Consider the following 19,187-nt stretch of genomic DNA (forward strand, 5'->3'; position numbering starts at 1 on the left):
CACTTGTGTATATAAGTAACTATACTCGTTACATCAAATTGAATGCGTGATAATACGATTTTATTCTTATTACAAACATGTAAATATAAAAATAGAAAATCTCAATTTGATAAATACAATGGTAGAGGTGTTTATTTTAATGAAGCACAAATTAATTGCAACAGGTATCCTTGCAGGAGCTATATTATCCTATTCTTCTAATATTTTAGCAGATACTCATAAATTCCCTGATGTTCCTGCCTGGGCTGATAAATCTGTTAATTATTTAGTTAATAAACAGGTATTGAATGGTTATCCAGATGGAACTTTTGGTTCAAATGACTCATTAGACAGAGCTTCGGCTACAAAAATTATGACAAAAGTTTTAGGGATACAAATTGATCCTAATGCAAAACCATCTTTTACAGATTCACAAAACCACTGGGCTACTCCTTATATTGCTGCTGCTGAAAAAGCCGGTATTGTTAAAGGGGAAGGTAATGGAATCTTCAATCCATCCGGAAAAGTAACTCGCGCTGCTATGGCTACGATGCTAGTAAATGCATATAAACTACAAAGCACACCAAATCATAACGAGCAGGTTAAATTTGAAGATTTAAAAGGGCATTGGGGAGAAAAATATGCTAATATTTTAATCGGTTTGAAAATTTCTAATGGTACTGAGAACGGTTGGCAACCAAATAGATTTATAACACGTGCGGAAGCTGCTCAACTTACTGCAAAAACAGATATGTTACAACAAAATTTAAACGATGAAAAAGAGGTTATTACTGCTACGTCATATGAAGATCTAAATTTAACAGTAGCTTCGAAAATTACAGCTCAAGAGATTGATAGTTTTATTGCAAAATATCATTCAGATAGTCCCTTAGTTGGACATGGGCAAGATTTTATCAATGCGCAAAATCAATATGGCGTGAGTGCTCATTATTTAGCGGCGCATGCGATTTTAGAATCTGGATACGGAAAATCAGAAATCGCATATCAAAAACATAATTTATTCGGTCTACGTGCATATGATGGAGATCCGTTTAAATATGCGAAATATTTACCAAGCTACGGCGATAGTATTGCTTATAACGCTAATTATGTACGAGAAAGATATTTAGAAGAAAGTGGTATGTATTATAACGGGCCAACATTAACTGGCATGAACGTGAAATATGCATCAGATAAAGGCTGGGCTAAAAAAATTGCGGGTATTATGGAACGTATTAAACCGTTTCGTGCAGAAGACTATACATATGCAAAAAAATTACCAAAGAATGCTGAAACATTAGATGTCGACGCGTTATCTAATGAAATTCCGTATAAAATGTATGCAAACGGTTCAAGCTCAAATGTTGTATCATCAGCTACTTACTATCAGGTACCTTATCCATTTAATTTAAAAATTAAAAGTAGACCAGATGTAGCTGTCGAGGAGAATAAAGTTGGTACAGTAACTCCTGGAACAACCATCTTTATTTATCGTGAAGATCCAAATGGCTGGGTAGAATTCTCTTTTGAAGCGAATGGAGAAAAATACTGGACATTAAAAAATAAATTAAGTATGTAATTAAAAAGATATATTTCACTACTTTTAATCTCATATAATTATGAGACAAGTTTTTTACTTTCTTACAATAAAGTTATGTATACAAGAAAAGTTAGAGAATTATTTTCTCTAACTTTTCTTTGCTAGTATTTGAAATTAAAAAGATGGTGGGGTTACTCCAAATATAACAGTGACTTTGTTTAAAGAAGTGTTTTCCCATTTATGTTTTGCATAAGGTGGGATTTTAACGCTATCACCTGTATTGAGAAGTAAAACCTCATCATTTAGATGTAGTTTTACTTGTCCTTCCATAATAAATGCTATTTCTTCCCCTTTATGCGCCACAGGCTGCATAGATGAAGCAGTTTGAGGTAACAGATTCATTAGAGCCAATTCTAGTGATCCATCTAGATTAGGAGATAATAGCTCATACGAAACATTGCCGCTTTCAGGAAAAGTTATTTTTTTTCTTTGGTTAGCTCTTACAACTAATTCTTCTGTATTGGTATCCTCTAAGAAAAAATTAAACAATGGAATATTTAATGCTACAGAAATTAATTTTAGTGTTTGTAATGATGGATTTGTGATTCCTTTCTCAATCTGACTTAACATGGAAGGTGTTATATCAGCTAACTCTGCTAAACGTTTACTGGTTAATCCGGCACCTTTTCTAAATGCCATAATTTTTTGACCAACATTAATATTGTTCATATATGTAACCCCCTTTAAATAAGTAATAAAATTAAATTTTAATTAATTTTATTTACTTATACTTAATATATTGTTAATATATACTTAATTATAATAAAGTATGATTAATTTTAAAACATCATATGTACATATGTCAGCAGCTGCTTCTCGTTTGAATAATACATATGCAAATAAAAGTTGCTGAATCTCATCCTCTATTTGTATATCTACTATGTGGAGTAGGATATGGTGATGTTTATTGTATGAAGATCATGTACATGTATTTTTTGCTGTAATTCCCCATTCTTCGTATATGCTATTAGGTATGATGACCGGATTATTTGATGGTATTTCCATACAAGATTCTGAATGAAAAGAATTCTAATAAGTAAAGAACAACTTAAGAGTAAACATCAATGCTGTATTATAAAATTTTTAAGGAAGTGAAAATATTATGAAATCAGCTTTAAATAGTATTATGATCTCCTTGATTCTTGCAGTAGGAGGGATCATTGCGTTTTTGTTTAATTTAATGGGAAATCAAGATTGGGTCTTGAATTGGGTAGGGGTATTGCTGGCATATCTATCTTTAAGTATTTTAATAGATTTATATAATGAAACTGTGAATTATAAAACATTTTCTAAAATACTAAAAAGAACTTTGTTTATTTCCTTTAATGTTACAGTATTAGGAATAATAATAGGGATAACATACCAACTATTAGGAAAGTGGAATCTTACTATAATGATGTATTATTGGTTGATAATATTATTACTACATTTAATTACTGTAATAACATTGGTCGTCCTGGTATTTGTAAATCGAAATGATAAAAATTATAGCTTACTATATAAATTTATTATACTTTTAAACATTTTCCTTACCTTAGGACCAGTATTATATCCTGTGGTTCTAACTATTATAGGAAATGGCATGAACGCTAGTGCAGGCCACTAACTTTCACCTAAATAGATTATTAAAACGATTAGTCCAAAAGTGAGTTTGGTTAAGCTAATGAATCTATAAGCAAATAGAATAATAAAAATAACAACATAAAGTGGGATAATAAGATAGGAAGAGAATTATAATATGAAAATTAAGCTTAAGAAAAAGAGAATTATAAGTGTATTGTTGTCTATTACATTAGTAGCAATAGGATATTACATGTTTCAATCTATTACGAATCCTAAGCTGGTAAACGCGGAAGAGGCAAGTAGTGTTCAACAAGTGAGCAGTCTACCTAAAAATGAATTGAAAAAATCCATACCTAATCGTTTTGATGGTAAAGAAAGAAAAGTTGCATATTTAACTTTTGATGATGGACCAGGAAAATATACAGCTAATCTATTAGATGTATTAAAGAAAAATGATGTGAAAGCAACATTCTTTTTAATTGGCGATAATGTGAAAAGGTTCTCAGATTTAGTGAAACGAGAGCATGTAGAGAACCATTATGTGGGCATGCATAGTATGACACATAATTTTAAAAAGCTATATACCAATCAGGAATATGTGAAGGAAATGAAAGAGGATCAATCTTTAATTAGAAATGTTATTGGAAACTCCCCGAAATTAACACGCCCACCATATGGATCAATGCCTGGATTAAATGAATCACTTCGAAATGAGGTGGTCGGAAATAATTTAAAAGTATGGGATTGGACAATTGATTCTCTAGATTGGAAATACAATAAATTACCTGTGGATGTAGCAGCCGCAAAAATTGTTCAAAATGTCTTAGCAGGTGCGACGTCTTCAAAGGAAATTGTTTTAATGCACGATATTCATCCACAATCTGTTGCGGCTGTTCCAGCAATTATAAAAGGATTAAAAGAAAAAGGGTATGAATTTGAAGCTTATGATGAGAACAATCATCTTCCAATAAACTTCTGGCATGATAGCCGGATATAAAAGTATTATCTGGTATCATTAAACAGAAATTGCAGATCTAGTCTGGAAAGATATGTTTGTTCGTCTGGAAAAATATTAGTTTGAAGTGAAGAAGTCCTACGAAGAAATAGTAACAGAAGCGGTATTAAATCATAATTGGTTCCATTTCAACAGGCTCCAAATCCGACAGTAATTTTGTTCTGTTTATTTATGAGGTAACGGAAGGGAATTTAGAAGAACTTGCTACAATTGCTCATTAGTATACATACAATCACGGCATTGTAGAAGAAATAGGATAACAGAAGAACACATACGGTTCTAAATTAATATTACGTGTGTTTTTATACATACATTTCTCATTTAAATGTATATGTTGAATATATAGATATATAGTGATATAATGTGAATTAGAAACTCGCGTGTTTCAAATACAACATTTTTATCTTCTTGATGACCTCTTATCTTTCCGTAAGAGGTCTTTTTTTATGCCTCCTTATTGCATAGCCGTTAAAATACTATGAAAAGATACTAGAGACTACTACACTATGACATTCATGTTGAAATCTTATCAAACGTTATCTCACTTGTATGCATTAGGACTAGGCTGGAGACTTTGGAATAGAGAGGATGTAATTTCATGGTGTGATAGGTTGATCGAAGCAACTGATTACCCACCATATGAAATTATAGAGATATCCTTAATGTCTAAAGAAAAACGGATATATATAGAATCGGCTTTACTATCATATAGCCGCATAGTTGATGAAAAACACTCGGTAAACATCCTTCTTTCAGTCTTAAATGAAAAGTTAGTAGCTCAGAAATGGAATGTAAAACAAGCTCTTACCTGCTCCACTCGTTTACTAGTAAACAGTGGCCTGTATTGGGATGAGGAATATTTTAATTTATACAGTCTGGATGATAGCTATGATATAGTACAGAAAGGGCTCCATTTTAATAAAGAAGATGTGATTTCTGCTTATATCGATACATTAGGTGCTTTTCGCGTCCATTTTAACGAGTTTGAAGATCTCTATTTACAAGTCATGAAACAGAAGTGGCAAGTGTAGAAGGCAGGAAAAGGAATCATTGAATCGTAAGAGTTACTTCCTGTATTTATCACCAAATTTATCTAGCTAAGACAAATCTGTCTTGGCTAGATAAATTTTTGTCTCTTAATAACTTAATTCTATCATCTTTAATTTTTCCGACAGCAAGCAAAGCTAGCGGTTTTTATGCATAATCAGACGCTTGTAAAGGAGAATCACTATATAAATTTTTACCAGAGAGTAATTTATTTAACTAGTAGAAAAAGGAAGGGGCCTATTTGGCTCCTTCCTTTTTCTCATACATAAAGCTTGTTGACAACTTATGAAATAATAGCATTCATCGCTATTAAAATATAGCACTAAAAGCAATTAAGCGGATATGTAATTATACATATCCGCTTAATTACATGGATGGGAACAAAACTATTTATCTCTTCCGGTATGGAAACAAATAGATTTAGGTTTACTTAGGGTAAGAGGACCTGATCACTGATTGATGGTTAAACCATATTTCTACATATCTGAAACAAATTATTTTATTGGATTGTATGTTAATAGGGTGAGGGCTTTATAAAAGTTAGATTGTTCCTTGGTTTCATGCTCTTGATTTTACTTGAAGTACGCATTGGAAAACTACACTTAGCATCATTAATACAGAAACTGATAAGATTATAAAGACAAAATTATTTTCAGATTTAATTACCCCGGTTCATGTAACGAATGATGGGAAAGTATTGGTAGGGCATACATGTTTCCAGAATAAGAATGGAGAGAGAACAAGAAATATGTTTTCTCCATCACCAGGGTATGTTTCTGTTCTTGATGGAGAATCGTTAAATGTGTTAGGTACAATAGAAGGAGATTTACTCCCAATTATAATGCGTTCTTTTACGGACGTAACGGTTAGATACGTTTCTAACCTTAGATCAAGGACAATAAGTATATTAGATTTAGTTAATTATAAGAATGTTCATACCATCAAAGTTAATCCAGGAGATCGAAATGCAGATCCTTCTGTAAATCAAGGAGCTCACGGTATAGCATATATAGAAAGATAAAATAAGAAAACACTATACTTTCTGTAGAAACTGACAGAAAGTATAGTGTTTTTTTGTATCTATTGATTACTGATGAATTCCAATTAGGTCTATTTTTTGTAAATATGGAACAATGTCATTACTTACACTGTCTATTAAGCGTTAAAACATTTTTTATTAAATAAATTAAGAAAGGAATCATCATTTTTAACTAAGGGAGAGATTGAATTGAAAAAATTATGGATGCTGCTTTTCGTTTGTTTCGCGGTTATGTTGGTAGGATGTAATAAAAACGAACCGTCAAAACAAGCATTTGAAGAATATATTAATTTATGGAATGATAGAAAATTTGCAAATATGTATGATCAATTATCAGATCATGCTCAAAAATCGATTTCTAAAAAAGAATTCACAGAAAAATATCAAAAAATCTATGAGGGGATTGGAGCTAAGAATTTAAAAGTTAAAATGAAAGGAGAGAATACAAAAGATAAAGAGCTTTTTCTTTTTGAAGTTAAGATGGATACGGATGTAGGGCCAGTTTCATTCATCCATGAAGCAAAACTTGTGAAAGATAAAGAATCTTGGAAAATAGATTGGACACCGGACTTCATTTTTCCAGGAATGAAAAAAGATTACAAAGTACGTATGCAAGTAGAGCAAGGAAAACGCGGAGAAATATATGATCGAAATGGAAAAGGGCTTGCAACGAATGGTAAAGCGACTGAGGTTGGAATTATTCCAGAGAAACTAGGCGAAACAGCAGCGCAAACGAAAGAAATAGTAGCACAATTACTTGATATGTCTATAGAAGAGGTCGAACAAAAGCTCACAGCGAAATGGATAAAACCAGACTCCTTTGTACCAATTGGAATTTTAAAAGAGGGAACCAGACAGAATGATTATATTGAATTAGAAGGAGTTTCATCTCGCCCAGTAAATATTCGTACGTATCCATTAGGTGAAGCAGCGGCACACTTAACTGGATATATAGGAAAGGTGAATGCGGAGGAGTTAAAATCACTTCAAAAACAAGGTTATCAAGCAGATGATTTAGTAGGTAAGACCGGTTTAGAGAAAGTGTTAGAAAATAAATTGCGTGGTGAAAAGGGTGGACGCGTATTTATAGAAGATGAGAAGGGGAAAGAGATTAAAAACGTAGCAAAAAAAGAAGCAAAAGAAGGAGAAACTGTTACGTTAACAATTGATGCTGCAATTCAAGAAAAAATCTTTAATGAGATGAAAACTGAAGCAGGATCTAGTGCAGCGGTCAACCCTAAAACGGGTGAAACAATCGCACTTGTAAGTAGCCCTGCTTATAATCCAAATATAATAGTTAGAGGAGCATCGAAAGCCCAACGAGAAGCATGGAGTAACGATTTGAAACTACCAATGATGAATCGCTTCACGCAAGCATTTGTACCAGGTTCCGTATTTAAAACGATTACAGGTGCAATTGGTTTGGAAACAAAAACAATAAATCCAAAGGAAGAATTTAAAATTCAAGGATTGAAGTGGACAAAAGATTCATCTTGGGGAAATTACTATGTCACGCGTGTAAAGGATGCAAGTCCAATTAATTTTGAGAAGGCAATGAAGTACTCTGATAATATTTATTTTGCTCAACAAGCTTTGAAAATGGGAAAAGATCAGTATGTAAATGAATTTAAAAAGTACGGATTTCATGAAAAATTACCAATCGAATACGAATTTCCTATTTCAATCATTGCAAAAGATGGGATAAAAAACGATATTCAACTAGCAGACACGGGCTATGGACAAGGACAAGTATTAATGACGCCACTTCATTTAGCATTAACATATGCACCGATTGTGAATGAAGGGAATATTCCGTGGCCACACCTTTTAAAAGAAGTAAAAGTAGCGGGGAATTGGAAAGAAAATGTGATTTCTAAAAAGAATCAAGAGATATTAAAGAGTGCATTAATCAAAGTCATTAATGACCCTGATGGCGCGGGGAGAATTGCAAAGGTTGATGGTGTTACGCTTGCTGGTAAAACCGGTACGGCAGAACTGAAAGAGTCTAAAGAAGCAGACGGAAAAGAACTGGGATGGTTCGCAGCTTTCGATGCAAATGCGCCAGACATGATTGTTACCATGATGATTGAAGGTGTAAAAGGAAGAGGAGGAAGTAACGTTCCAGGTGAAAAAGTAAAACATGTATTTCAGAAATAAAACTTAATTATAAGGTGAATTTTTTTCACTACATTTATCCCGCTATTTGCCCGTAAAAGCCCGATTGTTGAGGGCGGATTAAAGTTTCACTTTATTATATGTTTGCTTAACTCAAAGATATAAGTTGGGGAAAATATAGAACAATTAAATTTCAAAAAAGCATTCTTTCTAATCGAGAATGCTTTTTTGCTGCGACTATAGAAAATTGATACCTTATCTTTATTTTCATTTCTGAAAAGTTGGCATTGCTAATGGTAAATAGAAGAGTATAGTAAATTGAAATGGACAAGTAGATTGTTACGTTAAATTCAAAAAAATAGATTTTCATGAGTGGATTTTTATCATTGTATGCTTTACTTGTTTTTTAGTAGTATTATTCTACCTGAAAAAAGATAAACAATGGAACAAATGAAACTTGTATCTTGTCTATATATTGAAACCATAATAAAAGTGAGGGCAGTTTTATGTTTATTCAAATAAGTTTGAGGTGTGGAAATGGAACAGACGTTTATTGAAAAGTGTAATCATGATGAGCTGGACTATGTTATAAAAGACTATTGGCAAGATGTATGGAATTATTCATTTATTATTACGAAAGATCCACACTTATCAGATGATATCACGCAAGATGTATTTATAAAGGTGTTTAAAAATTGGAATTCATTTCGAAAGGAGTCATCTATTAAAACGTGGATATTAAAAATCACAAGAAATACGGCAATAAACTATTTGAAATCCTCCTATTTTAAAAGGATATCTTTAATAGGATTTTTTAGTGACGATAAGCAATCCCTGTCAGCAGAACAAGAATTTTTTAAGCAAGAAGAAATGAATGATGTGTGGAAGGTTGTATTAGAACTACCTAAAAAGCACCGTGAAATAATTATATTGGACGCAAAATATGAATTATCTTATGAAGAAATGGCTGAAACATTAGGAGTATCCATTGGAACTGTAAAATCGAGATTAAGTAGAGCGAGAAGTAAGGTTTCAAAATTAATAGGGGAGGGTAGTAGTGATGAACAATAAACAAAATCCTGACTGGTATAGAAAAATAAAAAAAGGGCCAATGGAGAATCGTAAAGATGAAGAAGAATTTATTTCTAAAATAAAGCAGTCTATATATGAAAATAATGAAGTGGATTTTGTAAAACATAAAAGACCATTTCGTAAAAAAGCATTACCTATTGTAGTTGTTTTGGTTTGTACGATGTTATTTTTCATTGTTCAACAACCTTGGCTTGATGATAATAAATCGCCGGTACAAAGTAGTACTCAAATTAAGCCTAAAACAAAAGATGAGTCTGCTCAAGATTCATCATTAAAACAATTTATGAATGAACTATATCAAAGTACGAACTCAAAAAATGAAAATGAATTGTACAAAGCGTTAAATGATGAAGTTCTATTTAAAGGGAAGAGTTATAAGAAGGATGAACTGAAGTTTGATGAAGATATCTTTCATGAGTTGCAAGTCGCCCTTACAATGGGAGGAGAGTTTGCCAAAGATACAAAGCAAGTATATAAAGTACCAAGTGGATTGACAGAAAGTAATCAACCAAACCAAGCGCATTTTATATATGCGACTGTTACTGGAAATAAAACAAAAATTTTAGCTGAACCAAAGCGAGAATCACAAGTTTTATATGAAGTATCTAATGAAATGGTAAAAGCTTGGATTCCAGAAAAAGTACAGAATAATGGATATATAAAAGTTTCGACAATTAACGGTAATACTGGATATGTACAGAAAGAGTACGTTTTAACTGATATTAAATATTCATTTACATTCGAAAAGAATAATGAAGGTATATGGAAAATAATAAATATAAATTCTATATGGTAAAAGAGGAAGGTTCACTTAAATGAACCTTCCTCTTTGTTTTTATTGTCTTTTTGAAGAGTATTCCAGTACTCTAAAATTTCTGATGTAACGAGAGCGGCAATGTTTTTTTCTGAATTACTACCAAGGATAACGACAGAAACGGCAATTTGTGGATCTTCCGTAGGAGCATACGCAATGAAAAGAGAGTGATTTATCATTCTTGCTTGCTCATTTGGAAAACCTGTAATACCTGTTTTACCTGCGACGTCAAAGGGCAACTTTTTAATTTCCTCTATATTTTGACTCATCCCACCTTGCACGACACTCCAAAAGTTCATCGGGTAACGATTTGAACTTTCTAAAATGGGTTTAAACTTTTTGGTTTCCTTACCATCTTGACCAATAATCGCACTTACGATTTGAGGTTTATATTTGTCGCCTTTACTTGCCAAAGTTGCTGCATATTGAGCGAGTTGAAGAGGAGTATGCACTTCATTTCCTCCCCAAGAGGCATTTAATAATGCTGAAATCCCATTTTCAAATTTATTAGATGGATGGAATTCATATTGTCCGTCTTCTTCAAAGGGTAAATCAATCCCAGTTTTAGAACGTAGGCCGAATTGCATTAAATAATCTGTCCATATATGTGCCACTTTTTCTATATTTCCATTATTTTGGTTGAATAAGGGCAGAGCTACTTTTGCTGTCATAAATGTGTTAGATGAATTAATGATAGCCTGCCTCGGTGTAATCTCCCCTGTTGGTGTTTCAGGCGCATTCGTAATGTTATTTTGATTATCATACTGAAAAGTACCTTTATCTAAATAAGTATCTTCTGGTTGAAAAAGCTTTTCGTTTAATCCAATTAAAATAGTAAGTGGTTTTATAGTAGAAGCCATATTTACATAAGATTCACCATACTTTAATTTTTGAATTGCTTTATTTTGCGAAAGAGATTTAATGTTTTCTTTTCTAGAAGATACATGTGTATTTAATATATTTGGATCAAAAACTACCGAGTTGGCCATAGTTAAAATTGCGCCAGTTTTTGCATCGCTCACTATAGCATAACCAGCTTTAGCATCAGGTGTTTTCTTAATTTGAGATTTTAATGCTTCTTCTGCCTTTTGCTGCAACTCAGAGTCTAAAGCTAGCCGCACGTCTTTTCCTTTTTGTACTTTTTGAATGTTCCATAAGAACTTTTTATTATTCAATTTAAAAATAAGAGTTTTGCCTGGTTTTCCTTTTAAATCATTTTCATATTGCAGCTCAATCCCGTTTTTTCCAACAGCCATATGCTTTGAATTAAGGTCATTTTCTACATACCCAATTACTTGTGAACCAATTTCGTGTTTAGGGTAATATCGAATCCATTCATCTTTAATTATTACATTATTGGGTTTGTTTTTGTTTATGAATGCAAGTTCATTCTCATTTATATCAGAGTATAACGGTATATCATTCATAGTCTGCTTTTTACAAGATTGTTGTAATTGAGATTTTATGTTCTCTGTAGAAATATCATGTTGAAACTCGCTTGAAAATTGGTTGAAAAAAGCTAATGTGTTTGATGTATCTTGTTTCGATAGCTTTTCATCATTAGAAGTGCAATATAGAGACTTAACTTTCTTATTTGTAGCGAGCATTACACCATTTTTATCAAAAATCTTTCCTCTTTCAGCTGAAGAAGTTGCGATAGTAATTGAAATGAAGTTGATTTTTAATAAAATCAGTAAAATCAAACCTACAATAGAAAGAATCGCAAAAAATCTCCATCTTCTTGTATGTAACATATAACCCTCCCTTATGTAGCCTATTTCATCTTATATTTAATTATTTTTTTTGTAAATGTGGAACAACTTTATTGTTTAGGTTGTCTATTAAGTATTACAGCATGAAGAAAGGAATAATTAGCATGAAAATTTACTAGCAAGTTTATATGTAAGATTAATAAGAGTCATTATACAGTTTAGCACTTCTAATGTAAGTGGCAAAAAAAATAGAGAGAAAACAAGAAGGGAGAGTTATTAATTCCGTAGCTAAACGAAAAGGAATGGTTGCTTACAAGGATTAAGCAAAAAATTGAGGCGATATTTATAACCGATTATCGGTATCTAATATATAAGGAATGCTTTTAGTATTTGTAGCAATTCCTGAAAGGATTAAATGGAGGATTTATGAAAGAACAAAAAGGCAAGAAGCAGAAGACATATATATCTATTCGATTAAATATAATGTTCCTTTGCATATTTGTACTATTCTCAGCTATTATTATGCAGCTAGGAAAGGTACAAATCGTTGAGGGAGAGGCTTATAAGAACCAAGTGGAAAGTAGTCAAAATGCAATAACTAGTATTCCAGTTCCACGTGGACAAATTTTAGATCGAGAAGGGAAAACAGTTGTTAATAATAAATCTCTTCGCACAATTACGTATACAAGGGTGAAGGGAATTACGAGTGAAGATACTTTAAAAACAGCAAAAGACTTGGCGAAAGTACTTGAAATGCCTGAACAAGATATAAATAAATTAACAGATATCGATAAAAAAGATTTTTGGATGCAGTTGAATTCGAAACGTGCGGAGGCAAAGATTACTAAGAAAGATATAGAAAAGTTTAAAGAAAAGGGTATAGAGGGAAAAGAGTTAGATAAAAAAATAGAAGACTTAAGACGAGGTCGTGTTACAGAGGTAGAATTAGCAGAATTAACAGCACAAGATTTAAAGGTGTTAGCTATTAAAAGTAAAATGAGTTCAGGTTATCAACTAACACCACAAATCATTAAAAAAGATGTAACAGATGAAGAGTATGCGCGGATAAGCGAAAATCTTGCGGATTTTCCAGGAGTAGATGCAACTGTTGATTGGGAACGTAATTATGTAAACGGTAATTTATTTCGTTCTGTATTAGGAAATATTACGAGTAGTGAAGAAGGATTACCGAAAGAAAATTTAGATTCTTATTTAGTACGTGGATATAACCGTAATGATCGTGTTGGAAAAAGTTATATTGAACAACGATATGAAGATGTATTACACGGCACAAAAGAAGAAGTGAAAAATATTACTGATAAATCAGGAAACATTGTTAACACAGAAATAATCTCTAAAGGAAAAAGTGGTAATAGTTTAACATTAACGATTGATATGGAATTACAAAAGAAAGTTGAAGAAAGTATAGAGAAAAACTTGAGAGCTTTTAAGAGTTCAGAGCCACTGCTCGATCGAGCTTTTGTTGTCATGACGAATCCAAATAACGGACAAATTTTATCAATGGCAGGCAAAAAGATTGTAGAAAAAGAAGGGAAAATAGAGGTTGAGGATTTGGCATTAGGAAACATGACAACTTCGTATGAGCTAGGGTCAGCTGTAAAAGGTGCTACTTTATTAACTGGATATGAGACAGGGGCAATACATCCAGGAGATCAATTTTATGACGCACCGATGAAATTTAAAGGTACACAAGCTAAGAAATCGTGGAATGTATCCGGATTTGGTAATATTAATGATTTACGGGCTTTACAAGTATCTTCGAATGTATACATGTTCCAGACAGCTTTAAAAATTGCGGGAGTCAATTACGTACCAAATGGCTCATTAGATATTAAACAAGGAGCATTTGATACGATGCGCTATTATTTCAAGCAATTTGGTTTAGGTGTCCCAACAGGTATTGATTTACCGAATGAAATAATTGGACAAACGAGAAAAGTAGATAGTCAACCTGGTTTTTTACTAGATTTTTCTATCGGTCAGTATGATACGTATACGCCGTTGCAATTAGCGCAATATATTTCAACGATTGCGAATGGTGGTTATAGAATGCAACCTCAAATTGTACAAGAAATACGAGAACAATCAATAAAAGAAGAGGTTGGCAAAGTTATACGTTCCATAGAGCCTGTCGTATTAAATCGAATTGATATGAAGAAAGAACATATTGATCGTATAAAAGAAGGGTTTAGATGGGTATTCCAAGAAGGTGATGGAACTGGCGTGAAATATTTCAAAAACGCGCCATATAAACCAGCAGGAAAGACAGGAACAGCCCAAACTGTATATGGTGGAGATGACCCGATTGGCAGAAATGCAAAAGGAGAACGTATGGAATGTTACAACTTAACGTTAGTTGGATATGCTCCATATGATAATCCGGAAGTAGCATTTTCCGTAGTAGTTCCATGGCTTCATGATGATAAAAATGGAATTAATTCTATAATTGGAAAGGAAGTTTTAGATGTATACTTTGATTTGAAACAGCAACGTATACATGCTGAATCTACTAGTACAGGTAGTTCTAAGCAAAATTAGAATACTTTTCTCAGGGAAGAGAACCTGTTTATATAAAGCCATTTATAAGTAAAAAAATGAAATATGAAATAAGAGATAGTGGCGATCATAGCTACTATCTCTTATTTTGTTAATAACTCTCATACTAGCTATAAATTTTTTTCAGTTTATGGAACAAATTTGGTTCGGTGATTGTCTATTATGTGTACGTATAAAAAGGTGCTAAAAATTTGGAAGGAATGATGATTTTGAAAAATAAGAGGATGCTAAAAATAGGAATATGCGTTGGTATATTAGGTTTAAGTATTACAAGCCTAGAAGCTTTTACAGGAGAGTCACTGCAAGTTGAAGCGAAAGAAAAGACTGGACAAGTGAAACATAAAAATCAGGCAACGCATAAAGAGTTCTCTCAACTTGAGAAAAAATTTAATGCTCGATTAGGTGTATATGTGATTGATACTGGTACAAATCAAACAATCTCTTATCGACCTAACGAAAGATTTGCCTTCGCATCAACTTACAAGGCTTTAGCCGCGGGAGTATTACTACAGCAAAACTCAATTGATTCATTAAATGAAGTAATCACATATACGAAAGAAGACTTAGTGGATTATTCACCTGTTACAGAGAAACATGTAGATACTGGAATGAAACTAGGAGAAATTGCTGAGGCAGCTGTTCGTTCAAGCGATAATACTGCAGGGAACATTTTATTTAATAAAATAGGAGGACCGAAAGGATATGAAAAAGCGCTTAGGCATATGGGGGATCGGATTACTATGTCTGATCGCTTTGAAACAGAATTAAACGAAGCTATTCCAGGAGACATTCGTGACACTAGTACAGCGAAAGCTATTGCTACGAATCTTAAAGCTTTTACGGTCGGAAATGCACTTCCAGCTGAAAAACGTAAAATTCTTACAGAGTGGATGAAAGGAAATGCTACAGGGGACAAACTTATTCGTGCAGGCGTACCAACTGACTGGGTAGTTGGAGATAAATCAGGTGCTGGTAGTTACGGGACAAGAAATGATATTGCTATCGTTTGGCCTCCAAATAGAGCACCAATTATCATCGCAATTTTATCTAGTAAAGATGAGAAAGAGGCAACCTATGATAATCAACTCATTGCAGAGGCAACTAAAGTTATAGTTAAGGCTCTTAGGTAATAGTATTTTAGTTTTCGCATTTTTAACATGAAAGTATTAAAAGTATAAAGTTAGAAAACGACTCTTTTCTTGTGATAAGAGTCGTTTTTGTATTCTTATTATTAAAAAGGTAAAAGTAAAAATATAACGAATATATATGACATATCTCATACGAAATTTCATGTACTGTATTATTTTATTAATTTAAATAAATTTCAAGAAAGTATAATATAATTCAGTTAGCATATAGAAGTGTTTGATGAGAATGTAAAGGAGAAAATATGAAAAAGAAGATTAATAGAATTGTAATGATTATTTGTATATTAGTAGGTTTTACAATCTTTTTATATTTACAGAACAATTTAATAAGTATAACTGAGATTAAAATAACCTCTAGTAAAATACCATCCTCTTTTAAAGGGTATAAAATTCTACAAATTTCAGACTTACACAATAAAAAATTTGGCGATAATCAAGATGTGTTAATTCAAAAAATAAAAAGTATAGACCCAGATATTATTGCAATTACGGGTGATTTAATTGACAGTAAATCATACGATGCAGAAGTTAGTATGCAATTAATACGAGAAATGGTAAAGAAGTATCCTGTATATTTTGTGACAGGAAACCATGAACAATGGTCTGGAAAGTATAACAGTTTAGAAAAAGAGTTGAAGAAATATGGTGTCAATGTTTTAAGGAATGAACATGTAGGCATTCGAAAGGGTGAGCAAGAGATAAACTTGCTAGGTATTGATGATCCAGAGTTTGGTACTGGAAACCGTGATGAAGGAAATATTATAATAGATGAAATTAAAAAAGCAAAAATTGAAATGCAGCCAGATAGATATAATGTGTTATTATCCCACAGGCCTGAATTTATAAAGGAATATACGAATGAGAGGTTGGATTTGGTTTTATCGGGACATGCTCATGGAGGGCAAGTTAGATTGCCATTTATCGGTGGATTAGTTGCTCCAAATCAAGGTGTTTTACCTAAATATACAGCAGGTTTATATGTAGAACAAAATACATCAATGGTAGTGAGTAGAGGATTAGGAAATAGTATCATTCCGCAAAGAATTTTGAATAGGCCAGAGATTGTAGTCGTGCAGTTAAATTAAGCTGTACGATTTTTTTATACAAAAGTGAGTAAAGAGATTTTATGGATTTTGCAGGAGTTAACATTACAATTTTGTTAAAAATTTTCTACGTTACATAAAGTAACAAAATTTGACCCTGATTGTTTGTTATAGTGTAAATAATCAAAAAACTTAAAAATTGTCGAGTGAAAATTGTGATAAGTAATTCATGTAAAAAACTTAAAGGGGTGTACACATGCATAAAGAATATGAAATTGAAGAATACACGGCGATTGAGGAACAAATACATTATTATTGTAAATGTTTATTAGTAAGTCATCCTGATCAAATAATAAAGTATTTAGAAAAAAGATTAGAAAAATATGCAGAAACATTACAATATGCACATTTATATCCTGACACAGTTATTTTACCGTTACAGCAATTAGTTATTGAATATTCTTTAGATGTTGCTAGAATTCGGAAGTATATGAATTTAAAAACGTAAAGTGAAATTTATAGTTTAAATGAAACAGAGTCGGCTTTAGGAAATGAAATTCTAATGTCGACTCTGTTTCATTGTTTAATATCGTTGATTGAACATACATACTAATCAATGAAGTTTGACATATAATTAAGCAAGGGTAAAATAAAAGTGAGTACTCACTCATTTCATTGGAAAAGGAGGATGAAACGTGCAACAACCTTCAATTATTTTACGGACTGTATCAAAAAGTTTTGGAAAAAAAGAAGTGTTACACAATCTTTCATTGCAAGTTGAAAAAGCAGAAATTTTTGGTTTTGTTGGACCTTCTGGATCGGGGAAAACAACGCTCATTAAAATGATTGCAGGTATTAATGAGGCAACGAAAGGTGAAGTGCTTGTTAATAATACTAATATGCCTAATTTAAATGAAATGAAAAGAATTGGTTATATGGCCCAGGCGGATGCATTATACGAAGAATTGTCAGCATATGAAAATGCAGATTTTATAGCAACGATGTATGGACTAAAGGGAAAACGTAAAAAGACAAGAATTGCACAGGTTTTTGAACTTGTACAATTGTCACAGTATATGAAAAAGCAAGTACAACAATTTTCAGGTGGAATGAAAAAACGCTTATCATTAGCAATAGCGCTCCTTCACGAACCAGAAATATTAATTTTAGATGAGCCTACAGTGGGGATAGATCCGCTTCTTAGAAAAACGATTTGGGAAAAATTTTATGATCTTAAAAAGAAAGGCACAACGATTATTGTAACGACGCACATTATGGATGAAGCTGAATTTTGTGAGCGTCTAGGGTTAATTAGAGAAGGGAAACTAGTTGCGGTTGGAACAACTGAAGAATTGAAAAAACGCGTGTCATCTGGACGGATTGAAGATGTCTTTTTGCTGGAAGAGGTGGCTCCGTCATGAGAGTTACTGGTGTAATTATACGTATTATTCGTCAATTTTTTCGAGATAAGCGTTCGTTAGCAATGATGTTTGGAGCACCGATGTTATTACTTTGGCTTTTGTCACTAGTGTTTACACAGAAAGACTATATACCGCAAATTGCTGTTGTTGATATGCCCGCTCAAATAGTAAAAGTGATGAAAAATCAAGAAGCGTCAATTTATGAATACAGTAAGGAAAAGGCGATTTCTGAGTTGGAAAAACAAAAGGTAGATGCAGTATTTCGTATAGAGAATGGAAAAATGAAACTTCTGTTGGAAGGTAGTGATTCGTCAAAAAATCGTGCTGTACTTCAAGTATTGCAAAAAAGCACAGAGAAGAATGATGTATCGATTATGAAACCTGAAGTAAATTATTTACATGGCTCTAAAGACTTTACGATGTTTGATGGGCTTGGTCCTGTATTAATTGGTTTCTTTACATTTTTCTTTGTATTTATATTATCAGGTGTATCTTTCGTAAGAGAACGTTTAAGTGGTACGCTAGAAAGGTTATTATCCACCCCAGTAAGAAGATGGGAAATAGTCGCAGGTTATATTATTGGTTTTGGATTCTTTGCCTTTATACAATCCATTATTATCGTAAGCTTTTCCGTTTATATTTTAGATTTATACGTAGCTGGCTCCATATGGCTAACGCTACTTATTACATGTATGCTCTCTTTAACTGCACTAACATTAGGTACGTTTTTATCGACATACGCAAATAATGAATTTCAAATGATTCAATTTATACCGCTTGTTATTGTGCCACAAATCTTCTTTTCTGGATTATTTCCAATGGAATCTATGAACAAGTGGCTACAAATGTTAGGGAAAGCATTTCCACTCACATACGGCGCTGACGCAATAAGACAAGTGATGATTCGGAATCAAGGGTTTACAGAGATTGCATTAGATCTTACTGTGTTATTACTTTTTTCACTATTATTTGCAGTAGGAAATGTATTTGCTTTAAAGAAACATCGCAAAATATAATAATGA

The 19,187-nt window shown here is 32.5% G+C and carries 15 protein-coding genes and 1 pseudogene; 14 read left to right on the forward strand and 2 right to left on the reverse strand.

Annotated features, from left to right (window positions below; all coding sequences use genetic code 11):
* Positions 1-139: 139 nt before the first annotated feature.
* Positions 140-1,558, forward strand: coding sequence for an S-layer homology domain-containing protein (locus BAQ53_RS11810; protein WP_000680973.1), 1,419 nt, complete (start codon positions 140-142; stop codon positions 1,556-1,558).
* Between the two features lie 135 nt (positions 1,559-1,693).
* Here BAQ53_RS11810 and BAQ53_RS11815 read toward each other — a convergent pair whose 3' ends face one another.
* Positions 1,694-2,248: a helix-turn-helix domain-containing protein gene (locus BAQ53_RS11815; protein WP_001059813.1), complete on the reverse strand. Its 555-nt coding sequence runs from the start codon at positions 2,246-2,248 to the stop codon at positions 1,694-1,696.
* Between the two features lie 164 nt (positions 2,249-2,412).
* Here BAQ53_RS11815 and BAQ53_RS26235 point away from each other — a divergent pair.
* The 7 genes and pseudogenes from BAQ53_RS26235 to BAQ53_RS11845 form a co-directional block, all read left to right on the forward strand.
* Positions 2,413-2,591: pseudogene (locus BAQ53_RS26235) on the forward strand (D-serine ammonia-lyase); the annotation flags it as partial.
* Between the two features lie 90 nt (positions 2,592-2,681).
* Positions 2,682-3,185 carry a DUF3902 family protein gene (locus tag BAQ53_RS11820; RefSeq protein ID WP_046946283.1) on the forward strand — a complete coding sequence of 168 codons (504 nt, stop codon included), beginning with the start codon at positions 2,682-2,684 and terminating at the stop codon, positions 3,183-3,185.
* A 132-nt stretch (positions 3,186-3,317) separates the two neighbouring features.
* Complete coding sequence (locus BAQ53_RS11825) at positions 3,318-4,139, forward strand: peptidoglycan-N-acetylglucosamine deacetylase (RefSeq protein ID WP_000694608.1); 822 nt, start codon at positions 3,318-3,320, stop codon at positions 4,137-4,139.
* A gap of 536 nt (positions 4,140-4,675) precedes the next feature.
* Positions 4,676-5,188, forward strand: coding sequence for a hypothetical protein (locus BAQ53_RS11830; protein WP_033673011.1), 513 nt, complete (start codon positions 4,676-4,678; stop codon positions 5,186-5,188).
* Positions 5,189-6,432: 1,244 nt separating this feature from the next.
* Positions 6,433-8,400, forward strand: coding sequence for a penicillin-binding transpeptidase domain-containing protein (locus tag BAQ53_RS11835; RefSeq protein WP_000737776.1), 1,968 nt, complete (start codon positions 6,433-6,435; stop codon positions 8,398-8,400).
* Positions 8,401-8,895: 495 nt separating this feature from the next.
* Positions 8,896-9,429: an RNA polymerase sigma factor gene (locus BAQ53_RS11840; protein WP_000438327.1), complete on the forward strand. Its 534-nt coding sequence runs from the start codon at positions 8,896-8,898 to the stop codon at positions 9,427-9,429.
* A complete protein-coding gene (locus tag BAQ53_RS11845) occupies positions 9,419-10,246 on the forward strand; it encodes a hypothetical protein (RefSeq protein WP_001060765.1) in 828 nt (275 codons plus the stop codon). Before BAQ53_RS11840 ends, BAQ53_RS11845 begins: the two co-directional genes overlap by 11 nt.
* Before the next feature lie 11 nt (positions 10,247-10,257).
* On the opposite strand, the gene BAQ53_RS11850 is transcribed toward BAQ53_RS11845, so the two are convergent.
* Positions 10,258-12,018 carry a peptidoglycan D,D-transpeptidase FtsI family protein gene (locus BAQ53_RS11850; protein WP_000903418.1) on the reverse strand — a complete coding sequence of 587 codons (1,761 nt, stop codon included), beginning with the start codon at positions 12,016-12,018 and terminating at the stop codon, positions 10,258-10,260.
* A 384-nt stretch (positions 12,019-12,402) separates the two neighbouring features.
* Between BAQ53_RS11850 and BAQ53_RS11855 the strand changes: the two genes are divergently transcribed.
* From BAQ53_RS11855 to BAQ53_RS11880, 6 genes are all read left to right on the forward strand, one after another.
* A complete protein-coding gene (locus tag BAQ53_RS11855; protein ID WP_000662992.1) occupies positions 12,403-14,535 on the forward strand; it encodes a peptidoglycan D,D-transpeptidase FtsI family protein in 2,133 nt (710 codons plus the stop codon).
* 221 nt (positions 14,536-14,756) lie between these two features.
* Positions 14,757-15,683 (forward strand): class A beta-lactamase Bla1, encoded by a 927-nt coding sequence (gene bla, locus BAQ53_RS11860; RefSeq protein ID WP_002164025.1) that lies wholly within the window; start codon positions 14,757-14,759, stop codon positions 15,681-15,683.
* Positions 15,684-15,943: 260 nt separating this feature from the next.
* Entirely contained in the window at positions 15,944-16,786 is an 843-nt protein-coding gene (locus BAQ53_RS11865; protein ID WP_061884181.1) for a metallophosphoesterase, read from the forward strand.
* A gap of 214 nt (positions 16,787-17,000) precedes the next feature.
* Entirely contained in the window at positions 17,001-17,252 is a 252-nt protein-coding gene (locus BAQ53_RS11870) for a hypothetical protein (protein ID WP_000548621.1), read from the forward strand.
* Positions 17,253-17,439: 187 nt separating this feature from the next.
* Entirely contained in the window at positions 17,440-18,165 is a 726-nt protein-coding gene (locus BAQ53_RS11875; protein ID WP_001187072.1) for an ABC transporter ATP-binding protein, read from the forward strand.
* On the forward strand, positions 18,162-19,181 hold the full coding sequence (locus BAQ53_RS11880) for an ABC transporter permease (protein WP_001266725.1): 1,020 nt from the start codon (positions 18,162-18,164) through the stop codon (positions 19,179-19,181). The genes BAQ53_RS11875 and BAQ53_RS11880 overlap by 4 nt, the downstream gene beginning before the upstream one ends.
* Positions 19,182-19,187 lie beyond the last annotated feature (6 nt).

This window comes from Bacillus sp. B25(2016b), from assembly GCF_001679765.1.
GTDB classification, from domain to species: domain Bacteria; phylum Bacillota; class Bacilli; order Bacillales; family Bacillaceae_G; genus Bacillus_A; species Bacillus_A thuringiensis_K.